Source organism: Cupriavidus sp. SW-Y-13 (genome assembly GCF_009793345.1).
Taxonomy (GTDB): Bacteria; Pseudomonadota; Gammaproteobacteria; order Burkholderiales; family Burkholderiaceae; genus Cupriavidus.
Genome location: NZ_WHLX01000001.1, coordinates 1,740,505 through 1,766,469, shown reverse-complemented (window position 1 = coordinate 1,766,469; position 25,965 = coordinate 1,740,505). Strand labels below are relative to the sequence as shown.

The following is a 25,965-nucleotide window of genomic DNA, read 5'->3' as shown; positions in this document are numbered from 1 at the left end:
CGAGATGCTGCCTCAGGGGAAGTGAACAGTGATGCGCGACTGGAGACAGACCGCCGAGTGGGTCTCCTGCGCCCCAGCCGCGCAGAGCATTAGATATGACGTGGCATCTGTCTGATAGGGGATATCAACGGCCCCGCACGCCCGTGCCGACATCTGAAAATGGCCAGCCCTACGACATATGAGCAAAGCCTGGACACGTGATGTTGGCGCATTATCCGGATGAACAACTTCACCGCGCTTTCTCCGGGTGCATATGAGCGAGTGGCTTATTGACAACTTGAGCATCGTCAATCTGCGCGGCACGGGCCGTCATCCATGCCAGTACTGCACCGATGAGCAGCAGCGTTGCGCTGGCTTCAAGCGTGCTGCGGTAGCCGTATGTATCGAAGAGGATGCCACCCACGGTAGAGCCCAGTGCGATCGAAAGTTGGACGACTGCCACCATCAGGCCACCGCCTGCCTCGGCATGGTCCGGAAACGTGCGCGTGATCCAGCTCCACCAACCGACGGGCGCGGCAGTTGCCACCAGCCCCCACAATGCCAGAAGCACGACCACACTGATGGTGTGATGGCCCAGGCCGATCAGTGCGAGTGCGATGGCGGCCATCAACATCGGAATTGCCACGAGCGTGGCGTGGAACGCCCGCTTCAGCACGGCGCCGATCAGCATGGTGCCGACAAATCCCGCCACGCCGATGGCCAGCAGGATCAGGGACAAGCCGGATGCATCGACATGCGTGACCGTTTCGAGAAACGGCCGGACGTAAGTGAACAGCGTGAATTGCCCGGAGAAGAATACGCCGGCTGCGAGCATGCCCAGCCGCACTACCGGGCGCTTCAGGTGCACGAAAACATTGCTGCTGCCTTTGGGTCGGATCGGCACTGGCATGGCGGGAAGGCTGAACCATTGCCAGGCGAGTGCGAGGAGGGCAATCGGGACGAGGCAATAGAATGCGCCGCGCCAGCCGATGAGTGCGCCGAGATAGCTGCCAACCGGTGCCGCCACGACTGTGGCCAATGCGTTGCCGCTATTGAAGATTGCCAATGCGCGTGGCACCTGGTGCGTGGGCACCAGGCGGATTGCCGTGGCCGCCGACATCGACCAGAAGCCGCCGACCACAACCCCGATCAATGCGCGCCCGGCCATGTAAACGCTGTAGTTCGGGGCCGCCGCGATAACGGCACCCGATGCCGCCATGACCGCCGTAAGCCCAAGCAGCAGCAACTTTCGGTTCATGCTGCCCGCCATGGCTGAGATGAACAGACTCGTGACGACGGCAAAGGCGCCGGAGATGGCAATGCCCTGCCCTGTCATTCCTTCAGTGACATGCAGGTCTGCGGACATTGGTGTCAGCAGACTTACGGGCATGAACTCCGAGGCAATCAGCGCGAAGACACAGAGCGTCATCGCGAAGACGCCGCTCCAGTAGGCCGGCGGCTGCGAACCTTGCGCAGGCGAGTCCGGATATGTTGGGGAGGTGCTGGGTAGTGCGGTGTTTTCCATCGGCCGAATGATCCGGGCTACGGCCGCCGGCGACTAGCCGGTCAATACTTGTTGCCTTGATGAGCCGGACTCATGAAACGATTGATGAACTGCTTTCATGATGGCAATGAGCCATTGTGCGTAATCGAAACGCCGCCTATTCGATACCATACCGCGATCCCCCGCCTCTCTTCCGTCCATGACAACGATAAACATCAACGGCCAGGTTCATGAGGTCGACCTCTCCCCCGACACCCCACTGCTGTGGACGCTGCGCGATGCCCTGGGCTTTACCGGTACCAAGTTCGGTTGCGGCATGGCGCTTTGCGGCGCCTGCACCGTACATGTGGATGGGCAACCCGTCCGCTCCTGTGTCACGCCGATCTCCGGGATTGGTACCAAGCGCGTACGCACGATCGAATCGATGGATGCCGATCGCGTAGGCCGGGCCGTCCAGGATGCCTGGGTCGAGCTGGGCGTGGCCCAGTGCGGCTATTGTCAGGCCGGGCAGATCATGACGGCCACCGCTCTGTTGAAAGCGAATCCGAAGCCCACTGACGAGCAGATCGTGGCGGGGATGAGCGGCAATCTGTGCCGCTGTGGCACGTACACGCGCATCAATGCTGCGGTGAAGCTGGCATCGTCACGCCTTGCGGCCAACAAGACGGGAGCCAAGGCATGACTCGCACCGACCTCGAAACCCTCGAACAACCGGCGCGCCGTCGCATCCTGCAGGCAGGCGCGGTGTTCGCGCTGTCTCTGCAGTTCGGCGGACTGGTCACCAAGGCCGCCGCTGCCGAACCCGAGAAGAAATTCGGTGGCGCGGCGATGCCGGGCGGTGTCGTTGACGATCCGCTGGTGTTCGTCTCGATTGCGCGAGATGGCACCGTGACCATCGTGGCGCATCGAGCCGAGATGGGCACGGGTGTGCGAACCAGCCTGCCGATGGTTGTCGCCGACGAGATGGAGGCGGACTGGAGCCGCGTCAGAATCGTTCAGGCCGATGCCAACGAAGCGCGCTACGGCAGCCAGAATGTGGACGGATCGCGCAGCATGCGGCATTTCCTGGCGCCGATGCGCCGGGTGGGTGCGTCGGCAAGGCAAATGCTCGAAGCCGCTGCTGCCGCGCAATGGAAGGTGCCGGTCACGGAGGTGCAGGCGCGTAACCACGAAGTGATTCATGCAGCCACGGGACGCCGGATCGGATATGGCGATCTGGCCGCAGCCGCGATGCAGCAGCCAGTGCCGAAGCGCGATCAACTTCGGCTCAAGCAGCCGGACGCATTCCGCTACATCGGCAAGGGCAGGATCATGCCGGCCGACAGTCGTGATATTGCGCAAGGCAAGGCGACCTACGGTATCGACGTGCGGCTGCCGGGCATGGTCTACGCGGTCATCGCCCGCCCGCCTGTCCATGGTGGCAAGCTGCGCAAGGTCGACAGCACCGATACGCTGAAGGTTCCGGGAGTCCTGCGGGTCGTCGAGCTGAAAGGCTACGACGGTCCGCCGTTGTTCAATCCCGTGGGTGGGGTGGCCGTGGTGGCTACCAATACATGGGCGGCGATGCACGGCCGCGCGGCGCTCAAGCTCGAGTGGGACGATGGCGCCAATGGCCACTACGATTCCGTCGTGTTCCGCCGCACGCTCGAAGCGGCCGTGCGACAGCCAGGCAAGGCGCTACGCAGCGATGGCGATGCCGTGGCGGCGTTGTCGGCGGCCGGCAGCCAGCGCAAGGTCTCGGCCCAGTACTACATTCCGCATCTTGCGCATGCCTCGATGGAAACGCCCGTGGCAACGGCGCGTTTCGTTGACGGCAAGTGCGAGATCTGGGCGCCTTCGCAAGCGCCCCAGGGTGCATTGGAAAGCGTGGCGAAGCACGTCGGCCTCGACGTCAAGGACGTCACGCTGCATGTCACGTTGCTGGGCGGCGGCTTCGGCCGCAAGTCGATGGCCGACTTCATTTCCGAAGCGGCGTTGGTGTCGAAGGCGATGGACGGCAAGCCCGTCAAGCTGCAGTGGACGCGCGACGACGATATCCACCACGACTATTTCCACACGGTATCAGTCGAGCACATGGAGTCCGTGCTGGATGCCAGCGGCAAGCCGACGGCATGGCTGCACCGGTCCGCCGCGCCGACCATTACCTCCACGTTCAAGGTAGGCGTCGAAGGCAAAGCTGCATTCGAAGCGGGCATGACGGCCATCAACGTCCCGTTCCAGATCCCGTCGATCCGGCTGGAGTCGGCTGACGTGCCGGCGCACACGCGCATTGGCTGGTTCCGCTCGGTGTCCAATATTCCGCACGCGTTTGCCGTGCAGAGCTTCGTTGCCGAGCTGGCGCATCAGGCGCGGCGCGATCCGAAGGATTACCTGCTGGAGCTGATCGGCCCGCCGCGCAAGATCGATCCCTCGACACTCTCGGACACGTGGAACTACAACGAATCGCCGGACGTGTATCCCCTGGATACCGGACGCATGCGGCGCGTCATCGAGGAAGCGGCGCGCAGGGCGAATTGGGGTCGCAAGCTGCCCAAGGGGCACGGCCTTGGCATTGCCATGGCGTACAGCTTCGTGACCTATGTGGCCACCGTTGTGGAAGTGGCGGTGGATGGCAAGGGCCAGATCACCATTCCGCGCGTGGACATGGCGATCGATTGCGGACCGCAGGTCAACCCCGAGCGCATCCGTTCCCAGGTGGAAGGCGGATGCGTGATGGGTATCAGCCTGGCGATGCTGGGCGAGATCACGTTCAAGGACGGCCGCGTCCAGCAAAGCAACTTCCACGACTTCGAGATCCTGCGCTCGCACATGGCACCTCGGGCCATCCATACGTGGATGGTCGGTGGCGATTTCGACGTACCGCCCGGTGGTGTGGGCGAGCCGCCCGTGCCGCCCATCGCGCCTGCACTCTGCAACGCGATCTTTGCAGCAACGGGGACACGGATCCGGTCCCTGCCTATCCGTGACCAGCTTTCGCAGGCTTAGCAGCGGTGACGCCATCCGGGTGGTACCGGATGGCGTCGATCACGATCTTGAGCGCGCGCGACGACTGCCTGCGGCTCGGATAGAACGCGTGATAGCCCGGGAAGGTCGGGCACCAGTCCTCCATCACCTTGATGAGTTTGCCTTTCTCCACGTAGGACTGGACGACCGGCGTCGGCAGGAACACCAGCCCAAAGCCATCCAGGGCGGCATTGATCATCTGGTTGACGCTATTGCAAATGACCTGCCCTTCCACACGGGCCTGCAACTTCCTGGATCCCTTCGCCAGTTCCCACGCATAGAGGCCGCCGCTAGTGGGAAGGCGCAGGTTGATGCATCGGTGCGACAACAGGTCGCGCGGCACCATCGGTTTTTCGCGGCCCTTGAAATATGCGGGTGACCCCGCCATGGCCATTTTCACATCGGGACTGATGCGCACTGCAATCATGTCCTTCTCGATCTGGTCGCCAAACCGCACGCCGATGTCGTAGCGATCACCCACAATGTTGGTGAGTCCGTAATCGACCGTCAATTCGACGTTGAGGTCCGGATAGTGCGGAAGTACCTTGGCGAGGCGTGGCCAGATGATGGCATCGATCGGATGGTCGACGGACGTAATGCGAATGGTGCCCGCCGGGCGTTCGCCAAGTTCGGCCACGGCGGACAGGTCGGCTTCGATTTCCTCGAATTTGGGACCAATGGACCGGACCAGCAGTTCGCCCGCGTCGGTCGTCGACACACTGCGCGTGGTCCGCGTCAGCAGCCGCACACCTAGTTTCGCTTCCAGATTGCGGATGGTGTGGCTCAGCGCGGATTGCGTGACGTCGAGGCGCGCTGCTGCGCGCGTGAAGCTCCGCTCGCGGGCGACGGTGACCAATGCAAGCAGATCGTTGAGATTGTGGCGGGGCATCGCAGCTCGCTGTGAAAAAATGCAGCCTGGCGTCGAGAGTGACGCAATGAAACCATTTCATGAATGGTCCGGCTATTGTTCAGCTTGGCACGTGCGACGCGCAAATGTTTTGTGGATAAGCCCTGTGCAACCCTCGGATATTCCAAGTCTCCCCGCTCAGCGTCCTAGCCGACGAAGCACCCATTGCCCGCGAGTTGTAGGTAGCGCAGATGTCCCCGCCCTCTCCTGCTCTCACCCGCTGAAATACTGCGACATCACGCGGATGAACATGCCCGGCGTTTCCGAGAACGGAAAATGCCCGGCATCCTCGAACTCCACCAGCAGCGCACCGGGAATGCCGCGTGCAATGGCGCGGCTGGCGCGCGGCGGGCAGACCCAGTCGTGCTTGCCGACGAGCACCAGGGTCCGGGTGTCGATCTGGTCGAGCCGGGGTCGCAGGTCGTAGGACGGGGCCACGGCGGTCATGAAGTGCCGCATCATGTCGACCGATGCGATGCTGAGCGCGGTCAGGACGGGTGGCACGTCCATATGCGCGGGCGCCGCGTAGTACGGGCCCACATGGCGGAAGAACGCCTCGACGCTTTCGGCGGAGATGTCGCCGCCGAACAGGCGGGCCGCCACGGCCAGTGTTTCCGGGTTGGCGCGCGAGGCCAGCGACGGTGCTGGCTCGTCGGTGTCGTCCATGATCGGCTGCACGGTGGGCGAGCTGCTGCACAGCACCAGCCCCTTCACCAGCGCCGGATGGCGCAGCGCCATGTGCATGGCGACGAAACCGCCTGCCGAGTGGCCGAACACGTGCACGTGATGCAGCCCGAGGTACGCGCAGAGTGCGGCAACGTCATCCGCCATCTGCTCCAGCGTGCAGGTTTCCAGCGGCGGACGCCCCGAGCGACCTTGCCCGCGCAGATCGACGTAGAGCAGTTGTGCCTCGTCGCGCAGGCCGGACAGGCCGGGTTTCAGATAGCCGTGATCGAAGCCGAGTCCGCCGTGGATCACCACCAGCACCGGCTTTTCAATCAGCCTGCCCGCCCCTGGGCGAAAACCTTCGCCGTCGATGTCGAAGAAGATTTCTGTGCCGTTGATCGTGGCCTGCATGAACGTCTCGCGGTGTCTGTGGTTTAAGCCGCGAAGCTTCTCAGGGACGGCGATCGCGATTTGTCGGAATCGCCCGGTTTTTCCGAAGGTGCACCGGCTTTTGGTATTAGCTCGCTAACTTGGAACGCGATGTCTTGCGAAGTGGCGGTCTCGTCGCTGGACGAAAGGATATCTTTCCCGGACGAATTGGCATCCCGGAAGGTCGCCGCGAGCCAATACTAGGGACACCATCCAGCAGGAGATCCCATCATGAATGCCCGCCACCCCCAACCCGCCCCCGCCCTGACCATCCAGCAGTGGTTCAACACCGACCGTCCCATCACGCTGGAGAGTTTGCGAGGCAAGGTTGTTGTGATCGAAGCCTTCCAGATGCTGTGTCCGGGTTGCGTATCGCATGGCTTGCCACAAGCGGTACGGGTGCACCAGACGTTCTCCGCATCAGAGGTGGCCGTGATCGGCCTGCATACCGTGTTCGAGCATCACGACGCCATGACGCCCACGGCACTGAAGGCGTTCCTGCACGAGTACCGCATTCCTTTTCCGGTCGGCGTGGACCGGCCCGACGGGCACGATGGCGTCCCGCAGACCATGCGGGCCTATGCGATGCGTGGCACGCCGACGCTGATCCTGATCGATGCCCGGGGCAATCTGCGCCAGCAGCATTTCGGATCGGTGGCGGACCTCACGCTCGGCGCGCAGATCGCGGAACTGGTGCTGGAAGCGCGGCAAGATGCGGCCCGGACGGACGAGGTTGCGCGTCAGGCGGAAGGTGCCCCAGTCGAGGAAGGCTGCGCGTCAGGTGCGTGTTCGGTTGACGCGCGATGAGTGTCGCGTGAAGCCAGCGTGAGGGTGGCGTGTTTTAGCCGCCTTCGCCCCGCACCGCCGCCTCGATCTTCGCCACGTCGATCTTCTTCATCGTCATCATCGCGTTGAAGGCCCGCTTGGCAGCCGCCTTGTCCGATCCCATCACGGCATCGGTCAGCACGCGCGGCGAAATCTGCCACGACAGGCCCCAGCGGTCCTTGCACCAGCCGCAGTCGCTTTCCTGCCCGCCGTTGTTGACGATGGCGTTCCAGAGCCGGTCGGTTTCTTCCTGATCATCTGTAGCGATCTGGAACGAGAACGACTCGTTGTGCTTGAAGTACGGCCCCCCGTTCAGGCCCATGCACGGAATGCCGGCCACCGTGAAATCCACCGTCAGCACATCGCCTTCCTTGCCGTTGGGATAGTCGCCTGGCGCGCGATGGACGGCCGTTACCACACTGTCGGGAAACGTCTCTGCATAAAAGTTGGCGGCGTCGAGTGCGTCGCCGTCATACCACAGACAAATGGTGTTCTTGCTCGTCATGCGGGTCTCCTGTTTGTCATCACTGCGTAAGAATTGGCGCCGGGCGCGGTGCTGCGCCGATGTGCCTCGCGTGTGTCAATCAATGTACTGCAATGTCGGCGAGCGAATGTGGACACCCGCGTGCGGAGATCGCCCGCAAGTGCGTCTCGCGTCATGAACCTGTCACTGGTGTCTCCTAGTCTTGCGGCCTGCCTCACCGGGCAGCCCCGATTCGAATAACGAGCCGATAAAAAAAGACACCATGGAAGAAACCAGATTCATACGCGGATTCGCAGCCGCGTGCCTCGCCGCGCTGTTGCTGAGCGCCTGCGGCGGGAGCGATGACGACAAGCCCACGCAACCTCCGGCCGGCACGCAACCCGGCGCCTCGGCCCCCGCCGTCGACAAGCGCTGCGCGCCCTGATCCGCTCGCATCGTCTCGCACGCCCGCTCCGCTCACTGACTCATTCGCTCAGTCATAAAAAACATGATCTCCCGCCGCAAGTTTCTGCAGGCGGCCACTGGCACGGCATTCTCCGCCGCCGCCCTGGCCGCCTTCCCGCCCAGCATCCGCCGCGCACTGGCCATTCCCGCCAATAACGCCACGGGCACCATTGCCGATGTCGAGCACGTCGTCATCCTGATGCAGGAAAATCGTTCCTTCGACCACTACTTCGGCACGCTCAAGGGCGTGCGCGGTTTTGGCGATCGCATCACGGTTCCGCTGCCGAACGGTCGCAACATCTGGCAACAAGGCCGCGCCAACGGCAGCATCCTGACGCCGTATCACCTCGATGGCACCAGTAACAACGCGCAGCGCGTGTCCGGCACGCCGCATACGTGGGTAGACAGCCAGAACGCCTGGGACCATGGCCGCATGTCGCGCTGGCCCGTGTCGAAGAACGATGTCTCGATGGGCTACTACAAGGAACAGGAAATCCCGTTCCAGTTCGCGCTCGCCAGGGCGTTCACGATGTGCGATGCGTATCACTGCGCGATGCACACCGGCACCGACGCCAATCGCTCGTTCCACATCACCGGCACCAACGGCGTGATGCCACAGAACCGTGCCTTCGTGAACAACGAGTGGGATGCGATCAACGGCATCGCCGCCGATGCCAACGTGGGCTACACGTGGACCACCTACGCAGAACGTCTGGAGACTGCCGGCATCAGCTGGATCAGCTACCAGAACATGCCCGATGAGTGGGGCGACAACATGCTGGGCGCGTTCCAGAACTTCCGCCGCGCGAACCTGGCTTCGGGCTTCCCGGTCTCCAGCGGCGGCGCGCCGCAGTCGGCTTACACCAACACCGGACAAGCGCTGCCGTACAAGGCTTACGATGCGGCCACGGACAACGCGGCCAATCCGCTGTACAAGGGCATCGCCAACACGCTGCCGGGCACCACGCCTGACCAGTACCTCGACGCCTTCAAGCGCGATGTCACGAATGGCACGCTGCCCAGCGTTTCGTGGATCAATGCCCCGTCGATCTACTGCGAGCACCCGGGCCCGTCGTCGCCGGTACAGGGCGCATGGTTCCTGCAGGAAGTGCTGGACGCGCTGACCAGCAATCCCGAGGTCTGGAGCAAGACCGTCCTGCTGATCAACTTCGACGAGAACGATGGTTACTTCGACCACATCCCGTCGCCGTCCGCCCCGTCGCGTCATCCGGACAACACGCTCGCCGGCAAGAGCACGCTGTCGGATACCGACATGGCTGCCGAGTACTACACGCAGTCGCCGCCCGCTGGCAGCACCGCCCAGCCCGCGCGCGATGGCCGCGTGTTCGGCCCCGGCCCGCGCGTGCCGATGTTCGTGATCTCGCCGTGGAGCCGTGGTGGCTGGGTCAATTCGCAGGTGTTCGACCACACCTCGGTGCTGCGCTTCCTGGAAGCCCGTTTTGGCGTACAGGAACCCAACATCAGCCCGTACCGTCGCGCAGTCTGTGGCGACCTGACCTCGGCCTTCAACTTCAAGACGCCGAACAACGAATTGCTGCCGCAGTTGAACGGACACCAGACGCGCGCCGCAGCGGATGCCCTGCGTGCGTCGCAGGGTGCCCTGCCCGCTGTGCCCGTGCCTACCACCGCGCAATTGCCGCAGCAGGAAGCCGGCTCGGTGCCGTCGCGCGCCCTGCCCTACGAGCTGCACACCAGCGCCCGCGCCAACGTCAACGGCACCGTGCAACTGCTGTTCGCGAACTCGGGCAAGCAGGCTGCCGTGTTCCACGTCTACGATCGCAACGATCTGGACAGCGTGCCGCGCCGCTACATGCTCGAAGCGGGCAAGACGCTGTCCGACACCTGGGCTGCATCGTCGTCCGATGCCGGCCAGTACGATCTCTGGGTGCTCGGGCCGAATGGCTATCACCGCCACTTCAAGGGCGATACCAAAGTGCTGGCCACTGCGCGTGCCAATCCGGAAATCCGCGTCTGCTACGAAGTGACGAATGGCGATGTCTACATCGACCTGATGAACCTGGGCAGCGGCTCGACCACCTTCCACATCACGCCGCTGGCCTACCGGACCGACGGTCCGTGGGAAGCCACGGTGGCGGCGGGCGCCACGCAGACGCTGAACTGGTCCCTCAAGGACAGCGGCAGCTGGTACGACTTTGCCGTCACCAGCAGCAGCGATCTCACGTTCTACCGCCGCTTTGCAGGTCGCGTGGAGACCGGCAAGGATTCAGTGACCGATCCGGCAATGGGACAGTTGTAAGAATTGCTGCCAGGCCAGCGTTGCGGACGGGTTTCCGGCCCGCCGTGACGTAATCCGTGCAAATCGGAAGGCCATGGCGCGAACCTTCAAGCGGGGAACGTGACGAATGACTATGGTTTAAGCCACGCCACCCACAAACAAGGAGCAGCGCCATGGCCAAGACGATTGCAGCGGACCTCATCACCCAAACGCTATACAACGTGGGGGTCCGCCGGATCTACGGCGTGGTGGGCGACAGCCTCAACGGGCTGACTGAATCGCTGCGCGTGCGCGGTGACATCGAATGGATTCATACGCGCCATGAGGAAGCCGCCGCCTTCGCGGCCGGCGCCGAAGCCCACCTGACCGGCGAACTCGCGGTCTGCGCCGGTAGCTGCGGCCCGGGCAACCTTCACCTGATCAACGGGCTGTTCGACTGCCACCGCTCGCGCGTGCCGGTGCTGGCCATCGCTGCCCATATCCCGAGTGCCGAAATCGGCCGGGGCTACTTCCAGGAAACGCACCCGGACCAGTTGTTCCGCGAGTGCAGTCACTATTGCGAACTGGTCACCAGCGTCGAGCAACTGCCCGGCGTGCTGGAGACCGCCATCCGCGCTGCCGTGGGTCATCGTGGCGTGGCCGTGATCGTCATTCCGGGCGATGTGGCGCTACGCGAGGCGGCCACGGCGATGCTCTCTTCGCCGGCTTCGCTGACCTTCTCGCAACCCGTGGTCACGCCGGATCGCGCGTCGCTCGAATCGCTCGCCACGCTGCTCAACGATGGCAGCAAGACCACGCTGCTATGCGGACGCGGATGCGCTGGCAGCCATGAACAGGTGCTGCGCCTGGCCGAAACGCTGAAGGCGCCCGTGGTGCACGCGCTAGGCGGCAAGGAGCACGTGGAGTACGACAATCCGTACGACGTGGGCATGACGGGCCTGATCGGCTTCAGCTCTGGCTATCACGCGATGGAACAGTGCGACACGCTGGTGATGCTGGGCACCGATTTCCCGTATCGCCAGTTTTATCCGACCGATGCGAAGGTCATTCAGATCGATGTCCGCCCCGAGAACCTCGGTCGTCGAACCCGGCTCGATCTCGGGCTGGTCGGTGATGTCGGCGCCACGCTCGATGCGCTGCAGCCGCTGCTGACCGTGAAAGCGGATCGCGCGCATCTGGACCAGAGCGTGGAGCACTACCATCGCGCCCGCGCCCAACTGGATGACCTGGCCACCGGTGACAGCGGCCGAAAGCCCATCCATCCGCAATACCTGGCAAAGCTGGTCAGCGACATGGCTGCCGACGATGCCGTCTTCACGTTCGACGTGGGCACGCCAACGATCTGGGCCGCACGCTACCTCAAGATGAATGGCCGCCGTCGCATGATCGGCTCGCTGGCGCATGGCTCGATGGCCAACGCGTTGCCGCAGGCCATCGGCGCACAGGCTGCGTTTCCGGGTCGCCAGATCATCAGCCTGTCTGGCGATGGCGGCTTCGCGATGATGATGGGCGACTTCCTGACGCTGGTGCAGGAGCGGCTGCCCGTAAAGGTCATCATCTTCAACAACAGCGTGCTTGGCTTTGTGGCGCTGGAAATGAAGGCGTCGGGATTTCTGGAAGAAGGCACGCGGCTGGAGAACCCCGATTTCGCGGCCATGGCGCGCGCCATCGGCGTGCATGCACAGCGCGTGGATGATCCGCTGCTGCTGCCCGATGCCATCGAGGGCTTCCTGCGCCACGACGGCCCCGCCCTGCTGGACGTGGTCACCAACACGCAGGAACTGGCCATGCCCCCTTCCATCAAGGCCGAACAGGTGAAGGGCTTCAGCCTGTGGGCGCTCAAGGCCGTCATGAACGGCCGGGGCGACGAACTGCTGGAACTGGCGAAGTCGAACCTGCTGCGCTAGGCCAGTTCCACCAAGGGGATCGATGCCTGATCAGTTGGCGCTGATCCCCTTCGCCTTGACGATGGCGCTCCAGCGGTCATAGTCCTTGTTGAGCCGCGCCTGCATCTGCTTGCCGTCCTGGAACGAGGCGATGGCACCTGCGGTGACCAGCTTCTGCTGCAGTTCCTTGTCGTTGCCGATGATGTCGCGTGTCTCCTTTGCGATACGGTCCACGATGGCCTGCGGCGTATCCAGCGGCGCAATGAGGCCGCCCCACGAATCGAAGTCGAAGCCCGGAAAGCCCTGCTCGGACACCGTCTTCACATTCGCCAGCAGCACCTTGGCGTTCGGCGAACTCAGCGCGATGGCCTTGAGCTTGCCCGCGCGGATATGCGGCAGCGCTGCCACCACGTCCGCAAACATTACACCCACCTGACCACCCAGCAAGTCGGCCACGGCCGGCGCACTGCCGCGATACGGCACGTGCAGCATGTCGAAATGGCCCAGGTCCTTGAGTTGCTCCATCGCCAGATGGCCAAAGCTGCCGGTGCCCGAGCTGGTGTAGCTCAACGGCGTCTTGCTGGCCTTGGCAAAGCGGATGAGGTCGGGCAGCGTCTCCACGCCTGGCACCACCGCCGGGTTGATGACGATGGCCATCGGCAGCACGTAGACAGTTGCCACCGACGTGAAATCCTTCTTCACGTCATAGGCGTTGGTCTTGTACATCAGCGGCGCCAGCAGCGCGGGCATGCCGAACATCGACAGGTTGTAGCCATCGGCCGGACTCTTGATGAAGCTGGCCGTGCCAATCGACCCCGACGCACCCGGCTTGTTCTCGATGATGACTTGTTGCCCGAGCCGCTCCGACAGCTTCTGCGCGACGATGCGCGCGGCGGTGTCCGTGGGACCGCCCGCGGGGAACGCCACCACCATCTTGATGAACTTGTCGGGCCACTCGCTCTTGGCAAAGGCGGCGGGCATGACGGCCGCCAGCGCGGCAGCGGCGCCAGCCTTCAGTACGTGGCGGCGGGTGATGGTTTGGCTCATGGTCTTGTCTCCTGCTTCCGAAATCTAAATCGTTGAATGTTGTCTTGATGTTCGATGCCTGGTGTTCAGATCACGCCCTGCGCCTGCAGCGCGGCAATGGTGTCGTCATCGAGCTTCAGCAGATCGGTGAACACCTCGCGGTTGTGCTCGCCCAGGTGCGGGGGCGCACGGCGTACCGGCATGCGCTGGCCATCGAGCGCGTAAGGCGGGGCAAGTACGGCCTGCGGACCGGCCTCGCTGTCGTCGAATCGATGCAGCAGCCCGGCCTGCGCGGTGCGCTCGGACTCCAGCGCTTCCATCAGGCCCAGCACCTCGCCACAAGGAATCTGCGCGGCGGTCAGCCGCTCCAGCAGTTCGGCACGCGTGAATTGTGCGAGCGCCTGCCGTACCTCGGCCAGCAGGATCTCCCGATTGGCCGAGCGCGCGGTGTTGGTCGCAAAACGCTCGTCCTCGGCCCATTCCGGACGCCCGATTACCTCGCGGCAGAAGCGCACGAACTGGCCGTTGTTGCCGACCGTAATGACCAGCGGACCATCGGCGGCTTCGAACACGCCGTAAGGCACGATCGACGGATGCGCATTGCCGAACTTGGGCGGATCGCCGGCCTTGAGCAGCGCTTCCATGCCGTAGTACGAGGTGATCATCAGCCCGCAGTCATACAGCGCCATCTGCACGTGGCGGCCCTGCCCGGTGGACTGGCGCGCGAACAGCGCGGCAAGAATGGCCTGCGCCGAGTACATGCCGGTGAACATATCGACGGCAGCCACGCCGAATTTCAGCGGACCCTGCCCGGCTTCACCGTTCGTCGCCATCACGCCCGATTCGCCCTGCACGACGAGGTCGTAGCCCGGACGCTCGGCTTCCGGCGTGAAACGCGCGTAGCCCGAGATCGAGCAATAGACCAGCCGCGGATTGATGGCGCTGAGCTGTTCGTAGCCGAGACCCAGTTTCTCGGCGCCGCCCACCTTGAAATTCTGGATCACCACATCGCTGATCGCTGCCAGTTCGCGGGCCAGCTTCACGCCGGCTTCGCTCTGCAGGTCCAGCGTGATCGCCCGCTTATTGCGGTTGGCGCTGTTGAAGTACGAGGTATTGCGCGATCCGATGCGCACGCCCCAGTCGCGGGTATCGTCGCCGCGCGAGGGGTGCTCCACCTTGATGACATCGGCGCCGAGGTCGGCCAGCGCCATGGCGCACATCGGCCCGGCCAGTACGCGCGAAAGGTCCAGTACCCGCACGCCTGCCAGAGGCAGCGCTGCGGCTGTGTTCGTTGAAATCATGCTGTGTCTCCCCGGTCCACGCGGATCCAGGGAGTGGTCCGGTTGTTTCTGGTGAAGCACGATTGTGGATATGTTCTCGATGCTTGACAATTGCAACGGAATTTCACCATATCTGCATATCAAAGGTTGACAATGGACCCGAATGTGGACCTGAACGCACTGTCCCTGCTGGTCGACATCATCGACGCGGGCAACCTGAGCCGCGCCGCAGCCCGGCTTGGCATGAGCCGAGCCAACGTCAGCAAGCGGCTCAATCACTTCGAACGGCAACTGGGCGCCGAACTGCTCCGCCGCAGCACGCGGCAACTGGAGCCCACGGAACTGGGCTGGCAACTCTATGAAAACGGCCGCGCCATCCGGCACCAGTTGCTGGCCGCGCAGGAATCCGTGCAAAGCCTGGGAAAGAAACTCAGCGGTACGGTTCGGCTCAGCGTGCCGAGCGGCTTTGGGCAACACACGATGTCCGCATGGTTCATCGAATTCATGCGGCGCTACCCCGACATCACGCTCAACGTGATTTTCGACAACGACCTGGAAGACCTGATCAAGGGCGCGGTGGATTTCTCGGTACGGGTGATGGCGGAGACGCCATCGAACGCGGTGGCCTGCAGCCTTGGCGATGTGGAATACGTGGCCTGCGCCACGCCGGGCCTGCTGGCCGAACTCGGCGAACTTCCGGATACGCTCGCCGGCTTTGCAACGTTGCCACTGGTGACATCGGAACTCACGGGCCAGAAACTGCGCGTCAATCGCCCCCGACTGGTGTCGGCCAATTTCTTCTTCCTGCGCGACACCATCCTGCAGGGCCTCGGCGTGGGGCTGGTGCCGCGCTACATGGTGGATCAGGACATCAAGGCCGGGGCACTGGTCCGCCTGCCTCTACCGCAGCAGGAACTGGCATTCCTGCGCACGACGATGTATCTGCTGTATATGCCAGCGCGGTATCAGACAAAGGCAGTGACGACGTTGATTGCGTTTTTGAGGGAGAAGGCGGGGGCGTTAGTCTGACTGCTGCATTGCTCCCCTCTCCCACTTCGCGGGAGAGGGGAGAAAACCGGGAGCGAATCAAATCAGTGCCCAGCCTCGCGAGTCGCCCCCACCTTGTCATGCGTCCCAAACCTCTCCACCATCGTCACGCTCGCACGATTCAGCCCAAACACTTCAACCTCCACCCCATTGCGGCGGAACTTGTGGACGACCCGGTCCAGCGCGTCGATGGCCGTGATGTCCCAGAAATGCGCATGCGAGAGATCGAGCACCACATGGCGCACCGGCTCCTTGAAATCGAACTCGCTGACCAGCGATTCTGACGAGGCAAAGAAGACCTGTCCGCGCACGAAGTAGCGGCGCGTATCGGCTGCGGTGGATTCCGACGTCACTTGCAGTACACGGGTCACCTTCGACGCGAAGAACAGCGCGCTGAGCAGCACGCCTACCAGTACGCCTAGTGCCAGGTTGTGGGTCAGCACCACGATGGCCACGGTGGCCAGCATCACCACCGACGAGCTTTTCGGATGGGTGAGCAAGTTCCTCAGCGACTGCCAACTGAACGTGCTGATCGACACCATGATCATCACGGCCACCAGCGCGGCCATCGGGATCTGCTTGACCCACGGCCCGAGGAACACCACCAGCACCAGCAGCAGCGCACCAGCCACGAAGCTCGACAACCGGCCCCGCCCGCCCGATTTCACGTTGATGATCGATTGCCCGATCATTGCGCAACCGGGCAGGCCGCCGAGTATCCCCGCCACGATATTGGCAATGCCCTGCCCCCGGCATTCCCGGTTCTTGTCGCTGCCCGTATCGGTGAAGTCATCGATGATGGCGGCCGTCATCAGCGATTCCAGCAGGCCCACGACGGCCACCGCCATCGCATAGGGGAAGATGATGCGCAGGGTTTCCCAGGTCAGCGGCACGTTGGGCAAGGCTGGCACGGGCAGATGCTCGGGGAAGGCGCCCATGTCGCCGACGGTGCGCACCGGCAGGTCCAGGTAGATGGCGATGGCGGTCAGCACGACGATGCAGACCAGCGGCGACGGAATCGCCTTGGTAATCCTCGGGAACAGGTAAAGGATGGCCAGCCCGCCTGCGGTCAACCAGTAGACGGCGGCCGGCGCGTGCGTCAGTTCCGGCAACTGCGCAAGGAAGATCAGGATCGCCAGCGCATTGACGAAGCCCGTCACCACCGAGCGCGATACGAAACGCATCAGCGCGCCCAGCTTCAGCCAGCCCGCGCCGATCTGCAGCACGCCAGCCAGCAGCGCCGTGGCGAACACGTATTGCACGCCATGGTCCTTCACCAGCGAGGTCAGCAGCAGCGCCACCGCCCCGGTGGCCGCCGAGATCATGCCGGGCCGACCGCCCGCAATCGATGTCACCACGGCAATCGAGAACGCGGCATAGAGCGCCACCTGCGGGTCCACACCGGCGATCACGGCAAATGCCAGGGCTTCGGGAATCAGCGCCAGCGCCACGACAAGGCCAGCGAGACAGTCGCCACGGATATTGGAGAGCCAGTCCTGGCGAAAGGTGTTGGGGGCGAACAAGGGAAAACTCCAGCGGAAACAGCGACTTAGGCGAGGCGCGGAATGATAGGGGGTTGAGGGGTTTTGAGCAACCTGCGTTGGCTTCCTCACCGCTGGTTTTCTCCCCTCTCCCGCGAAGTGGGAGAGGGGCGGGGGTGAGGGCATGAGGTTCAAATTGCGATTTGTTGGTGATTGCACCGCTGGCCCTCACCCCCAACCCCTCTCCCGCCATGCGGGAGAGGGGAGCCAAAACCCGAGAGGATCGCCCAAACCGCATATAGTAAAAAACCCCGTCCCCGCGTTAAGGAGTCTCCCCATGGCAGCATTTCGCACCGCTACCGTTCTTGCTTTCGCCCTCCTCGTCACCCCCCTCGCCCACGCCCAGCTCGGCGATCTCATGAAATCCGCCCCCGGCGGCACTTCTGGGCAGAGCGCCACCGGTGCCCTGGGTACGCTAGGCAGCCTCGCACCGTCGTCGGTCAGCGCGGGCACGGCCGGCAATGCCGCAGGCGTGATCGAGTACTGCGTGAAGAACAACTACCTGAACGCCGATTCCGCCACATCGGCGGTCAAGGACAAGCTGCTCGGATCGACGTCGGGCGGGACCAAGGACGCCGGCTATGGCGAAGGCGCGAAAGGCATGCTGTCCACCAGCAGCGGCAGCAAACTCGATCTGAGCGGCGGCGGGCTCAAGGCCGAAGTGACGAAACAGGTCTGCGAGAAAATCCTGGCGCAGGGCAAGTCGATGTTCTGAGCCGCAATCTCTCAGCCACGCGGTTTCTTCTCCGTATTGAGCGCCACGGCCGCCCGGATCAGTGCCGTGAGCGCCTTTTCCACCTTGGCATCGATCTTGTCGCCCTCATGGAAGTCGATGGCGCGACGGGTGTTGCCCTCAAGGCTGGCATTGAACAGGCCGGCCGGATCGGGTAGCGACGCCCCCTTGGCGAACGTCATCTTCACCGCGCTCTTGTAGGTCTCGCCCGTGCAGAGGATGCCGTGATGTGACCAGGTCGGCACGCCGCGCCATTTCAGTTCCTCGATGATCCCCGAATCGGCGGCACGGACGATCTTGCGGACCCGCGCGAGGGTCTCGCCCCGCCAGTCGTCCAGCGAGGCAATCTTCTCGTCGATCTGTGCGGACACATCGGATACATCGGAATCCTTGGTCATCGGGTCTCCTTGTCGTTATCGCGGGGGGCTGCGTGTGCGTGAGGATAGTGCCACGGCATCTATCGGCTGTCCTACCATGACAGCACCCGTCCCCACCTTCAGGCCCCCCATGTCCGAGATCGCCTCTCCTGTTGTGCTGCCCCTGCAAACCACCCTCCGAGGCGGCCGGGCCGTGCTGCTGCGCGAGATCTGCGAGGCTGACCGCGCCGGGGTGATCGAAGCCTTCACGCATCTCTCCGACGCGTCGCGTTATACGCGCTTCATGGGTCTGATGAAGACACTGCCCGATGCCCTGCTTGACGATGCCGTGCACTCGGAGCCGGGCCACGACTTCGCACTCGTGGCCATGGCCGTTCCCGGCGAGGGCCTGATCGGCGGCGCCCGCTATGTGGAAATCCCCGACCGTGGCGCCTGCGAGTTTGCCATCACCCTGCTGGACGCCTGGCAGGGGCAAGGACTGGCGCGGCTCTTGTTGCAGACGCTGATCGGGCATGCCCGCACGACCGACATCCGGACGATGGAAGGCTATGTCCTGGCCACGAACCGCCCGATGCGCGGCCTGGCGCATCGGCTCGGTTTCTCCGATGCGCCGTGTCCGGACGATCCCACCGTGCGCATCGTCACGCTGGCGTTGCAGGCCCTCCCCCGCTCCTGAAGTCTCTGACCTATCTGATCCATCCGTGTGGGCAACCGTACGGAAGCGCACCCGTGCGCGCCCGTACATTGAGTTCCGGACAGGTCCGCGGGCACGCCCTGCGGACCATCCGCATGACGCCAACGACAGACGCCCGTAGACAAGACGCCACACCGACGGCGAAACCGGAGAGGCTCCCATGGCACTGACCACCTCGTCGCCGGCCGCGACAATGCAGACGCGTGTCTGCGTGATCGGGTCCGGACCCGCCGGTATCGCGTGCACGCTTGAACTGGCCAAGCAAGGTATCGACGTCATCCTCGTTGAGGGCGGCGGAGATGCGTTGCAGCCAGACAAGCAAGCCGCGAGCGATGCGGAAATCGTCGATGGTCTGCGCCACGCGCCAATGGCCGATGCCGTGGGACAGGCGCTGGGCGGCACTTCCTGGCTGTGGGGGGGCCGCTGCATCCCGTTCGATCCGGTGGATTTTGCGCCCCGTGACCATGCACCGGGCGCGGCCTGGCCGATTGCCTATGAAGACGTGGCGCCGTGGTATCGCGCAGCGTGCGAGTACGCCAACTGCGGCCAGCCGAGCTTCACGCTCGGGGAGATGGACGTGATGGACGCGGCGACGGCCCGGCAGCCGCTGACCGGCTCCTTCCGCGCTGGCGACGTGATTGCCACCGATCTGGAGCGTTGGGCCGGTGAGCCCGTATTTGCGCGCCGCTACGCCGAAACCCTGCGCGACCATCCCAACGTCCGGCTGCTGCTCGACGCGACGTGCATCGACATTGATCTCGATCCCGATACCGAGGAAGTGCGCAGCGTCGTGGTGGCCCAGGGCGGCGCGGAACATGGGCTGCTGCGCATCCGTGCCGACCGCTTCGTGCTGGCCTGCGGCGGACTGGGCGTGACCCAACTGCTGCTGGACGCCAACACGCGATGCGACAACCGGCTCGGCAATCGCAGCGACATGCTGGGCCGACACTACATGGGCCATATTTCCGGCAAGATCGCCAGCGTGCGGTTTCATGCCGACCCCAGGCGCACGGTCTACCACTTCGAGCGCGATCGCGACGGCTTCTATGCGCGGCGCCGACTGACCGTGCCGGCCGAGGTGCAGCATCGCGAGCGGCTGCTCAACACCGCGATGTGGCTCGACAACCATCCACCGGCAGATCCCGCGCACGGAAACGGCGTGCTGTCGCTGGCCTACCTCGCGCTGCGCACGCCCGGGCTGAACCGGATGCTGACGGCGCCAGCCATCGCCAAGGCCGTGACCGCCGCCAGCGCACGCGGCGGGCTCGGCGCGCACTGGGGCAACGTGCTGCGTGCCCTGCCACAGATCGCGGGTTTCGTGCCGCCCTTTATCTATCGACGCTATCTGGCGCGGCCCCGGCTGCCCGGCTTCTTCCTGCGCAGCCCGAACAATGTCTACGCACTGCACTATCACGCCGAGCAGTTACCGCATGCCGACAGCCGCGTGACGCTGGCCGATGCCACGGATCGGCACGGCCTGCGCCGGCTCCGAATCGACCTGCGCTACCAGCAGGCCGATGCCGAATCGGTGGTGCGCACCCATCAACTGCTGGACCGGCACCTGCGCGAAACCGGCGCCGGGCAACTGGATTTCTGGATGCCGGAAGCCGAGCGCGTGGATCACGTCATGGCGCATGCGTCGGATGGCTTTCACCAGATCGGCACCGCGCGCATGGCGTTCGACTGGCGCGGCGGCGTGGTGGATACCAATTGCCGCGTCTTCGGCACGCGCAACCTGCACGTGGCCAGCAGCGCCGTGTTCCCGTCATCGGGGCAGGCCAATCCCACCCTGACCATCCTGGCGCTTTCCGCCCGACTGGCCCACCACCTCGGGGCGCAGTTGCGCGGCGGCGGCACGCTGTACGACATCAACACCCTTGCTGCCACCCCCGCAGTGCCAGAAACGATTGCCGATGTGCCCATGGCTGCGCGCGCAGCCGGAGGAATTGCGACATGACCGCCAAGCCACCCTTGCGATCCGGGCCTGACAACCGTTCACCGAGGAGCCCTGCATGAGCCGGTTGGGATTCGGATGCGGCGCCATGCTCGGTCGGGTTGGCCGCGCGCAAGCACTGCGCGCTCTGGAACTGGCGTTCGATAACGGCATCACCCATTTCGATGTGGCGCGTTCTTACGGATTCGGGGAAGCGGAGATGCTGCTGGGCAGGTTCCTGCGCGGCAAGCACGATGCCGTGACCATCACGACGAAGTTCGGCATCGTGCCGCCTCGCAATGCATCGGGGCTGGGCCTTGCCAAGTCCGCCGCGCGTACCGTGTTGTCGCACCTGCCCGGAGGCCGCCGGCTGGCGCGGGTCGCGGCGCGCAAGATGCTGGCGCATCGCGACTATTCGCCGGCCTATGCCCGCGCATGCCTGGATACGTCATTGCGCGACCTCGGCGTGGAACGCGTCGACAACTATCTCGTCCATGATCCAGCCGAGGCGGACCTGACCGATGAATTGCTGCGATTCCTGGAAGACGCATGCTGCGCGGGCAAGATCGACCGCTGGGGCATCGCCACGGATCATCATCCGGTACTGTCGAGCCCCGCTGCGGCGCATGCCCAGGCGCTGCTCTATGAAGGCAACCTGAACGTGCTCGACGCGCTATGCAAGGCCCCCGACGCCGCCGGCCGCCCGGTATTCCTGGCGCGGCCGTTCGGCGGCGGAGGCGGCGCCGTCCAAGGAGCGGTCATGCGCCCGCCTATCTATCACGTGCTGCAGACACTCGGCCTGACGCCGGTGGATGACAGCACGCTGGCCATGTATTTCGCACTGAGTCACGCCGGGCGAACCGGCATGGTCGTCACATCCATGTTCACCGAGGCGCATCTGCGGCAGAACCTGGCGCTGGTCAGCCAGTTCGAGGCGCTGGGCGAACGCGGCCACTGGATCGCGCCGGCCATCCTCCAGGCCGTATGCCCGCCGGACTGCTCCCGCGACCGCGCCCGCAACGCGCTGGCCACCGCACTGAGCGTGGCGGCCACGGTGCCCGTGACGATGCTGCTCGACTAGATGCTGGCCAACTTCTGCCCGGTCAGCCCTGCCCTTTCAGCACGGCCTGCTGACCGCTCAGCTTCGCACCCATGGCCTCGGCCAGTGCGTGCAGGCCGGACATCGGCCGCACCATCACCTCGAATTCCTCGATCTTGCCGGCATCGTCGAAACGCAGCATGTCGATGCCCTTCATTGCCTTGCCATCGATGGTGGCACTGAACTCCAGCACAAGGCTCTTGCCGTCCTCGGTGGCAAACATGCGGTGATACGTGAAATCGCGGAACACGGTGTTCACGGTCTTCAGCACCAGCTTGATGGCTTCGCGCCCCGGATAGGCCGTATGCGCCACCGGCGAGCGGAACACGATCCTGTCCGAGAGCAGCGGGTCCAGTTCCTCCATGGCATTGCGCTTGAGCAGGTCATGCCACACGGCAAGCGTCGATTGCGCGGCGGGAATCAGGCCAGGTACATGCATGCGTGTCTCCTTGATGTTGACTTCTTTTGCGATGGCTCATGCAGCCTTACATATGCAACTGGTTGCATAACGTCGATGGTAGCCGGTTCTTGGCGAAACCGCCAGTCGGTTGGGCCAACGAGCGCCTGAATACTACCCAGCTCATCTGATCCCGCATCGGACGACGCCTTTCCTGCGATACCCGCTGACCGCAGACCTCCACGAATCCCCTTGCCGCATCGGTAATTTCATTTAATCAATAGATATTTCTTTAAATCGATATGAAATCATTGTCTTCATTTCGGTAAAAATATTCACGTACATATTTAATCGCTTTTCTAGTCGTCATAATTCTCGACTACTGTCCGCATGGACTACAGCAACTCCTCAGAAAGCGGAGGCAATCTGCCAACGCCTTGATTTCGAAGACCGCATCATGAGCACAGCAGATCGCACCATCGCCGAGAAGGTCCGCATCGCAGCAACGACAGAAAGCCATGAACCCGCAATCCTGGGCTGCGTCGACTGCGAGGACAAGGCGCCTATCAGGGCCATCATCCTGTACCCCAATCTGGGCACCCCTTTGATCCTGTCCCCGGGCCAGAACAAGTGCAGCTTGTTCATCGCGGCGGAATCCAATGCGGAACGTTACTTCGGTGTAGTTCCACCGCGCGAACTTCAGCCAACCTGGCATTTCGGGAACCTTGTCAAGGAGACCATGCGAGGTGCTGTCTTTGTCGATCGTCACCTTCGCCTCTATCCGATCAAGGAAAAGAGCAAGGAAAGGGAACCCAAGGACACCATGCTCTTCGCCGACGGCAAGGCCGCGTCCAGAGCCATGGAGGCTGTAGACGTCTGGCAAGTGGGCCGATTCCGTGGCGGCATCATGATCAACCGCCTTGGTGAACCGGTTGCAATTGTCCGCCATTCGACTGCCAGGATGTATGCCGGCCTGACTCACATTTACGAGATCGAGATCGATCTCGCGAAGCTTCCCCCTGGGATTAGCCTGGACAGCATGCACACGTTTGCCTGGATGGTTCCTGTTCCGGAGACGTTCGCGGCGCGCCCCGAGCTCAAGGGGGTCGGCGCGTGGGAATATCAGGATCAGGTCATCCTGGAGTTCCTCGACAAGCAGGTGGCCGATCAACAGCAGAGTCACTATGAACGGCTGTATGAATTCGATCTGACGAAACCGCCGTCAGCAATGGCGATGCCCCCGCAAAAGGCCGACACCACACATCGACTCATGGCATGGCACCCGGTGGTTCGCGGAAAGGCGCCCGCCCTGAAGATCGGCCACCTTTCCGATGTCCATGTGAACGTCAGGCAAACGGCGCTGGCCAAGTCCCCTGCCTATCTGCTTGAGTTGCCGGGTGGCCAACCGGCACCAGGATCGCCCTCCATGCCTCCGGCCGCCAACCTGTGCAACAGCTTCATCGCCCTCCATGGCTTGGTCGAGCAATTCGCAAAAGGTGGCGACGATGTTCCCAGGGCTGATGCGTTGGTCATCACGGGCGACCTTCTGGACTTCAACCGCAACATCGATCCTGACGCCGTAGCACCGAACAGCATTGTTGATCAGTGGAAGGCATTCAACGTCCTGAACAAAGTCCGTGACCGTTCGCTATACAAGCGTGGGCTCGATGACATGCTGGTCTTTTCCCTGCTGCGACACGCGTACCGGGAATTGAACATGCCAGTGTTTCTGACCACAGGCAATCACGAAGCCTACCAGGTTCCGTATGGCATTTCTCCGAGACAGAATGCATGGGTGCTGGCTTCCGGTGTCTTGGAAAACGCCGGCGCGTTTGACAACGCTCCACACGGCCTCCGACCTGTCAACCTTGATGCTGCCGGGCTTGCCGGCGCGGCTGCCCAATACAAGGCACTGATCGCCGCGGGCAAGGATGTCGACGTTATCAATGGTCCCTCCGGAGTTTATGCAGATCCCGAAAGGGCTAGCGAATTTTCCGAACAGAAGGCCAATGATGGCATCGCAGCAGACCATAACCTCACCATCTACGAGGCATGTCTCGCTTATGGTCCCACTTACGGTCAGGTACTCACCGCAAAAAACTACGATCCAGGGCAATACGACTGGTTCTTCACCTTGTTCACCCCCCTTTCCGATTGGCGCCACATCTACGGCAATCAGTGCATGGTCGGCCTGGACTGGGGATCTGGCGAGGAATTCGTCAATCTATCCGGCGTTGTGCCGTTGCGGGCCGACAAGCAAGGCAGTGGGATTCTGCCACGGGCCACGCAAGCGATTAGCGACGCCCAGCGTGCATTGCTCGATCAGTCCCAGCGTCTGGCCAAGGCCAAGTACGCCGCACAGACCCTCGTCTTTTCTCACTTCACGTTCATCAACTATGACCTCAGTGTGGCGTTCTCCGACCCGGACCGTCAAATCAAGCCGTCGGCGACCCTGGGCCGGCTGACCAAATGGGGCGAAAACAGCGGTGGGTGGAACTTCAACAACATGGGTACCTGCGAGCGTAACCAGCTCTGGTTCTTCGAGAACTGCGTCAACCAGACCCGGACGGGCGGCGTCGCTCTTCACTTCAGTGGTCACTCGCACCGGGCCGGTGTCTATTCCGTTACGCAATCGGCGGATACCGTGCACATCGTGAGCGCGTTCGACCCGGGATTGCAGACTACACATCCGGACAATAAACAGATGGCAGGACGCACAAGATTCATTGTGAGTTCTTGCGGCGGACCTATCGGCGTCCAGAATCTGAACCATGAATTTGGCGGCTGGACCTTGACGCCGCCGTCAGGGACGCTCTACGACAGCACGGCGCAAGCCCCCTTCCGTCAAATTGCCCACACGCAAGGCGGCGCGCAACCACGACTCGCGGTGGCACTCGACTACATGCAAATCAGCAAGGTTGAGCGGGTGATTGCGTGGGAACGTGCCAGGGGCAAGGACTTCTTCATGATCGTAGGGCCGAAAACGCACAAGCTCGCGTGCATTGAATCGGTGCGGTTGTGGGGATTCGACAAGCCTCCGGGTAAGACCGATGCCACCTGGTTACAGTTCGAGACGGAACTCGAGTTTCGAAAGATGGCCAAGGGTTCTCCACATGAAACATTCAATGCGGCGCCCCAGAGTGGAATTTACCTGATGAAAATCCCTGTCGCGCAGCAGGAGGTTATTTCTCGCCTCAGGAAAAGCGACGCGACCCGCTGGTTTTGTGAGGTTGGACTCAGAGCACCAATGGGCTTCCCATCGGCTCATTTCAAGCTCGATCCTTGGTTCTTTCCGGTAGATTTCCTTTTACGACCTACGGGTAGCGGACTCATGCCCACGCTGCGCCGCCGGCCGGGCGAGCACGGGGAAGTGCCCGATTGGACGTGGCTGACGAAGACGTTTGAGGGCCGCTACCCCGATCGGCGAAGCGCGACAAAAGTTGATCGCTAATGA

21 protein-coding genes are annotated in these 25,965 nt (G+C 63.2%); 12 read left to right on the top strand and 9 right to left on the bottom strand.

Going from position 1 to position 25,965, the window contains the following annotated elements:
- Positions 1-229: 229 nt before the first annotated feature.
- Positions 230-1,504 (bottom strand): MFS transporter, encoded by a 1,275-nt coding sequence (locus GA566_RS07875; RefSeq protein WP_370459279.1) that lies wholly within the window; start codon positions 1,502-1,504, stop codon positions 230-232.
- Between the two features lie 178 nt (positions 1,505-1,682).
- On the opposite strand from GA566_RS07875, the gene GA566_RS07870 reads away from it, so the two are divergent.
- Together GA566_RS07870 and GA566_RS07865 are read left to right on the top strand one after the other, a co-directional pair.
- Entirely contained in the window at positions 1,683-2,165 is a 483-nt protein-coding gene (locus GA566_RS07870) for a (2Fe-2S)-binding protein (protein ID WP_137924755.1), read from the top strand.
- Positions 2,162-4,468, top strand: coding sequence for a xanthine dehydrogenase family protein molybdopterin-binding subunit (locus GA566_RS07865; protein WP_160472410.1), 2,307 nt, complete (start codon positions 2,162-2,164; stop codon positions 4,466-4,468). Before GA566_RS07870 ends, GA566_RS07865 begins: the two co-directional genes overlap by 4 nt.
- On the opposite strand, the gene GA566_RS07860 is transcribed toward GA566_RS07865, so the two are convergent.
- Complete coding sequence (locus GA566_RS07860) at positions 4,440-5,375, bottom strand: LysR family transcriptional regulator (RefSeq protein ID WP_137924753.1); 936 nt, start codon at positions 5,373-5,375, stop codon at positions 4,440-4,442. The two genes, GA566_RS07865 and GA566_RS07860, sit on opposite strands and share 29 nt — an antisense overlap.
- A gap of 231 nt (positions 5,376-5,606) precedes the next feature.
- Entirely contained in the window at positions 5,607-6,470 is an 864-nt protein-coding gene (locus GA566_RS07855; RefSeq protein WP_160472408.1) for an alpha/beta fold hydrolase, read from the bottom strand.
- Positions 6,471-6,719: 249 nt separating this feature from the next.
- Here GA566_RS07855 and GA566_RS07850 point away from each other — a divergent pair, with 249 nt between their 5' ends.
- Positions 6,720-7,295 (top strand): redoxin domain-containing protein, encoded by a 576-nt coding sequence (locus GA566_RS07850; RefSeq protein WP_160472406.1) that lies wholly within the window; start codon positions 6,720-6,722, stop codon positions 7,293-7,295.
- Between the two features lie 34 nt (positions 7,296-7,329).
- Here GA566_RS07850 and GA566_RS07845 read toward each other — a convergent pair whose 3' ends face one another.
- Complete coding sequence (locus GA566_RS07845) at positions 7,330-7,818, bottom strand: VOC family protein (RefSeq protein WP_160472404.1); 489 nt, start codon at positions 7,816-7,818, stop codon at positions 7,330-7,332.
- A 241-nt stretch (positions 7,819-8,059) separates the two neighbouring features.
- On the opposite strand from GA566_RS07845, the gene GA566_RS07840 reads away from it, so the two are divergent.
- The 3 genes from GA566_RS07840 (at position 8,060) to poxB (ending at position 12,405) form a co-directional block, all read left to right on the top strand.
- Entirely contained in the window at positions 8,060-8,221 is a 162-nt protein-coding gene (locus tag GA566_RS07840) for a hypothetical protein (protein WP_160472402.1), read from the top strand.
- 63 nt (positions 8,222-8,284) lie between these two features.
- Entirely contained in the window at positions 8,285-10,519 is a 2,235-nt protein-coding gene (locus tag GA566_RS07835) for a phosphocholine-specific phospholipase C (protein WP_160472399.1), read from the top strand.
- 152 nt (positions 10,520-10,671) lie between these two features.
- A complete protein-coding gene (gene poxB / locus GA566_RS07830; RefSeq protein ID WP_160472397.1) occupies positions 10,672-12,405 on the top strand; it encodes a ubiquinone-dependent pyruvate dehydrogenase in 1,734 nt (577 codons plus the stop codon).
- A 30-nt stretch (positions 12,406-12,435) separates the two neighbouring features.
- Here the strand turns inward: poxB and GA566_RS07825 are convergent, their stop codons facing one another.
- Both GA566_RS07825 and GA566_RS07820 read right to left on the bottom strand, forming a co-directional pair.
- Positions 12,436-13,431, bottom strand: a complete 996-nt coding sequence (locus tag GA566_RS07825) for a tripartite tricarboxylate transporter substrate binding protein (protein WP_137924747.1) — start codon at positions 13,429-13,431, stop codon at positions 12,436-12,438.
- 65 nt (positions 13,432-13,496) lie between these two features.
- Positions 13,497-14,711, bottom strand: a complete 1,215-nt coding sequence (locus GA566_RS07820; protein WP_160472396.1) for a CaiB/BaiF CoA-transferase family protein — start codon at positions 14,709-14,711, stop codon at positions 13,497-13,499.
- 144 nt (positions 14,712-14,855) lie between these two features.
- On the opposite strand from GA566_RS07820, the gene GA566_RS07815 reads away from it, so the two are divergent.
- Positions 14,856-15,719, top strand: coding sequence for a LysR family transcriptional regulator (locus GA566_RS07815; protein ID WP_137924764.1), 864 nt, complete (start codon positions 14,856-14,858; stop codon positions 15,717-15,719).
- A gap of 62 nt (positions 15,720-15,781) precedes the next feature.
- On the opposite strand, the gene GA566_RS07810 is transcribed toward GA566_RS07815, so the two are convergent.
- On the bottom strand, positions 15,782-17,260 hold the full coding sequence (locus GA566_RS07810) for a SulP family inorganic anion transporter (protein WP_237380090.1): 1,479 nt from the start codon (positions 17,258-17,260) through the stop codon (positions 15,782-15,784).
- Positions 17,261-17,555: 295 nt separating this feature from the next.
- Here GA566_RS07810 and GA566_RS07805 point away from each other — a divergent pair, with 295 nt between their 5' ends.
- A complete protein-coding gene (locus GA566_RS07805; RefSeq protein ID WP_160472394.1) occupies positions 17,556-17,993 on the top strand; it encodes a DUF2501 domain-containing protein in 438 nt (145 codons plus the stop codon).
- An 11-nt stretch (positions 17,994-18,004) separates the two neighbouring features.
- On the opposite strand, the gene GA566_RS07800 is transcribed toward GA566_RS07805, so the two are convergent.
- Positions 18,005-18,409 (bottom strand): DUF1801 domain-containing protein, encoded by a 405-nt coding sequence (locus GA566_RS07800; protein ID WP_160472393.1) that lies wholly within the window; start codon positions 18,407-18,409, stop codon positions 18,005-18,007.
- Positions 18,410-18,518: 109 nt separating this feature from the next.
- Here GA566_RS07800 and GA566_RS07795 point away from each other — a divergent pair, with 109 nt between their 5' ends.
- The 3 genes from GA566_RS07795 (at position 18,519) to GA566_RS07785 (ending at position 22,096) form a co-directional block, all read left to right on the top strand.
- Positions 18,519-19,064 carry a GNAT family N-acetyltransferase gene (locus GA566_RS07795; RefSeq protein WP_160472391.1) on the top strand — a complete coding sequence of 182 codons (546 nt, stop codon included), beginning with the start codon at positions 18,519-18,521 and terminating at the stop codon, positions 19,062-19,064.
- A gap of 178 nt (positions 19,065-19,242) precedes the next feature.
- Complete coding sequence (locus tag GA566_RS07790) at positions 19,243-21,039, top strand: FAD-dependent oxidoreductase (protein WP_160472390.1); 1,797 nt, start codon at positions 19,243-19,245, stop codon at positions 21,037-21,039.
- 55 nt (positions 21,040-21,094) lie between these two features.
- Positions 21,095-22,096 carry an aldo/keto reductase gene (locus GA566_RS07785; protein WP_160472388.1) on the top strand — a complete coding sequence of 334 codons (1,002 nt, stop codon included), beginning with the start codon at positions 21,095-21,097 and terminating at the stop codon, positions 22,094-22,096.
- A 22-nt stretch (positions 22,097-22,118) separates the two neighbouring features.
- On the opposite strand, the gene GA566_RS07780 is transcribed toward GA566_RS07785, so the two are convergent.
- On the bottom strand, positions 22,119-22,553 hold the full coding sequence (locus GA566_RS07780; protein WP_160472386.1) for a nuclear transport factor 2 family protein: 435 nt from the start codon (positions 22,551-22,553) through the stop codon (positions 22,119-22,121).
- Between the two features lie 415 nt (positions 22,554-22,968).
- Between GA566_RS07780 and GA566_RS07775 the strand changes: the two genes are divergently transcribed.
- Positions 22,969-25,962, top strand: a complete 2,994-nt coding sequence (locus GA566_RS07775) for a metallophosphoesterase (protein ID WP_160472384.1) — start codon at positions 22,969-22,971, stop codon at positions 25,960-25,962.
- Positions 25,963-25,965: the final 3 nt, after the last annotated feature.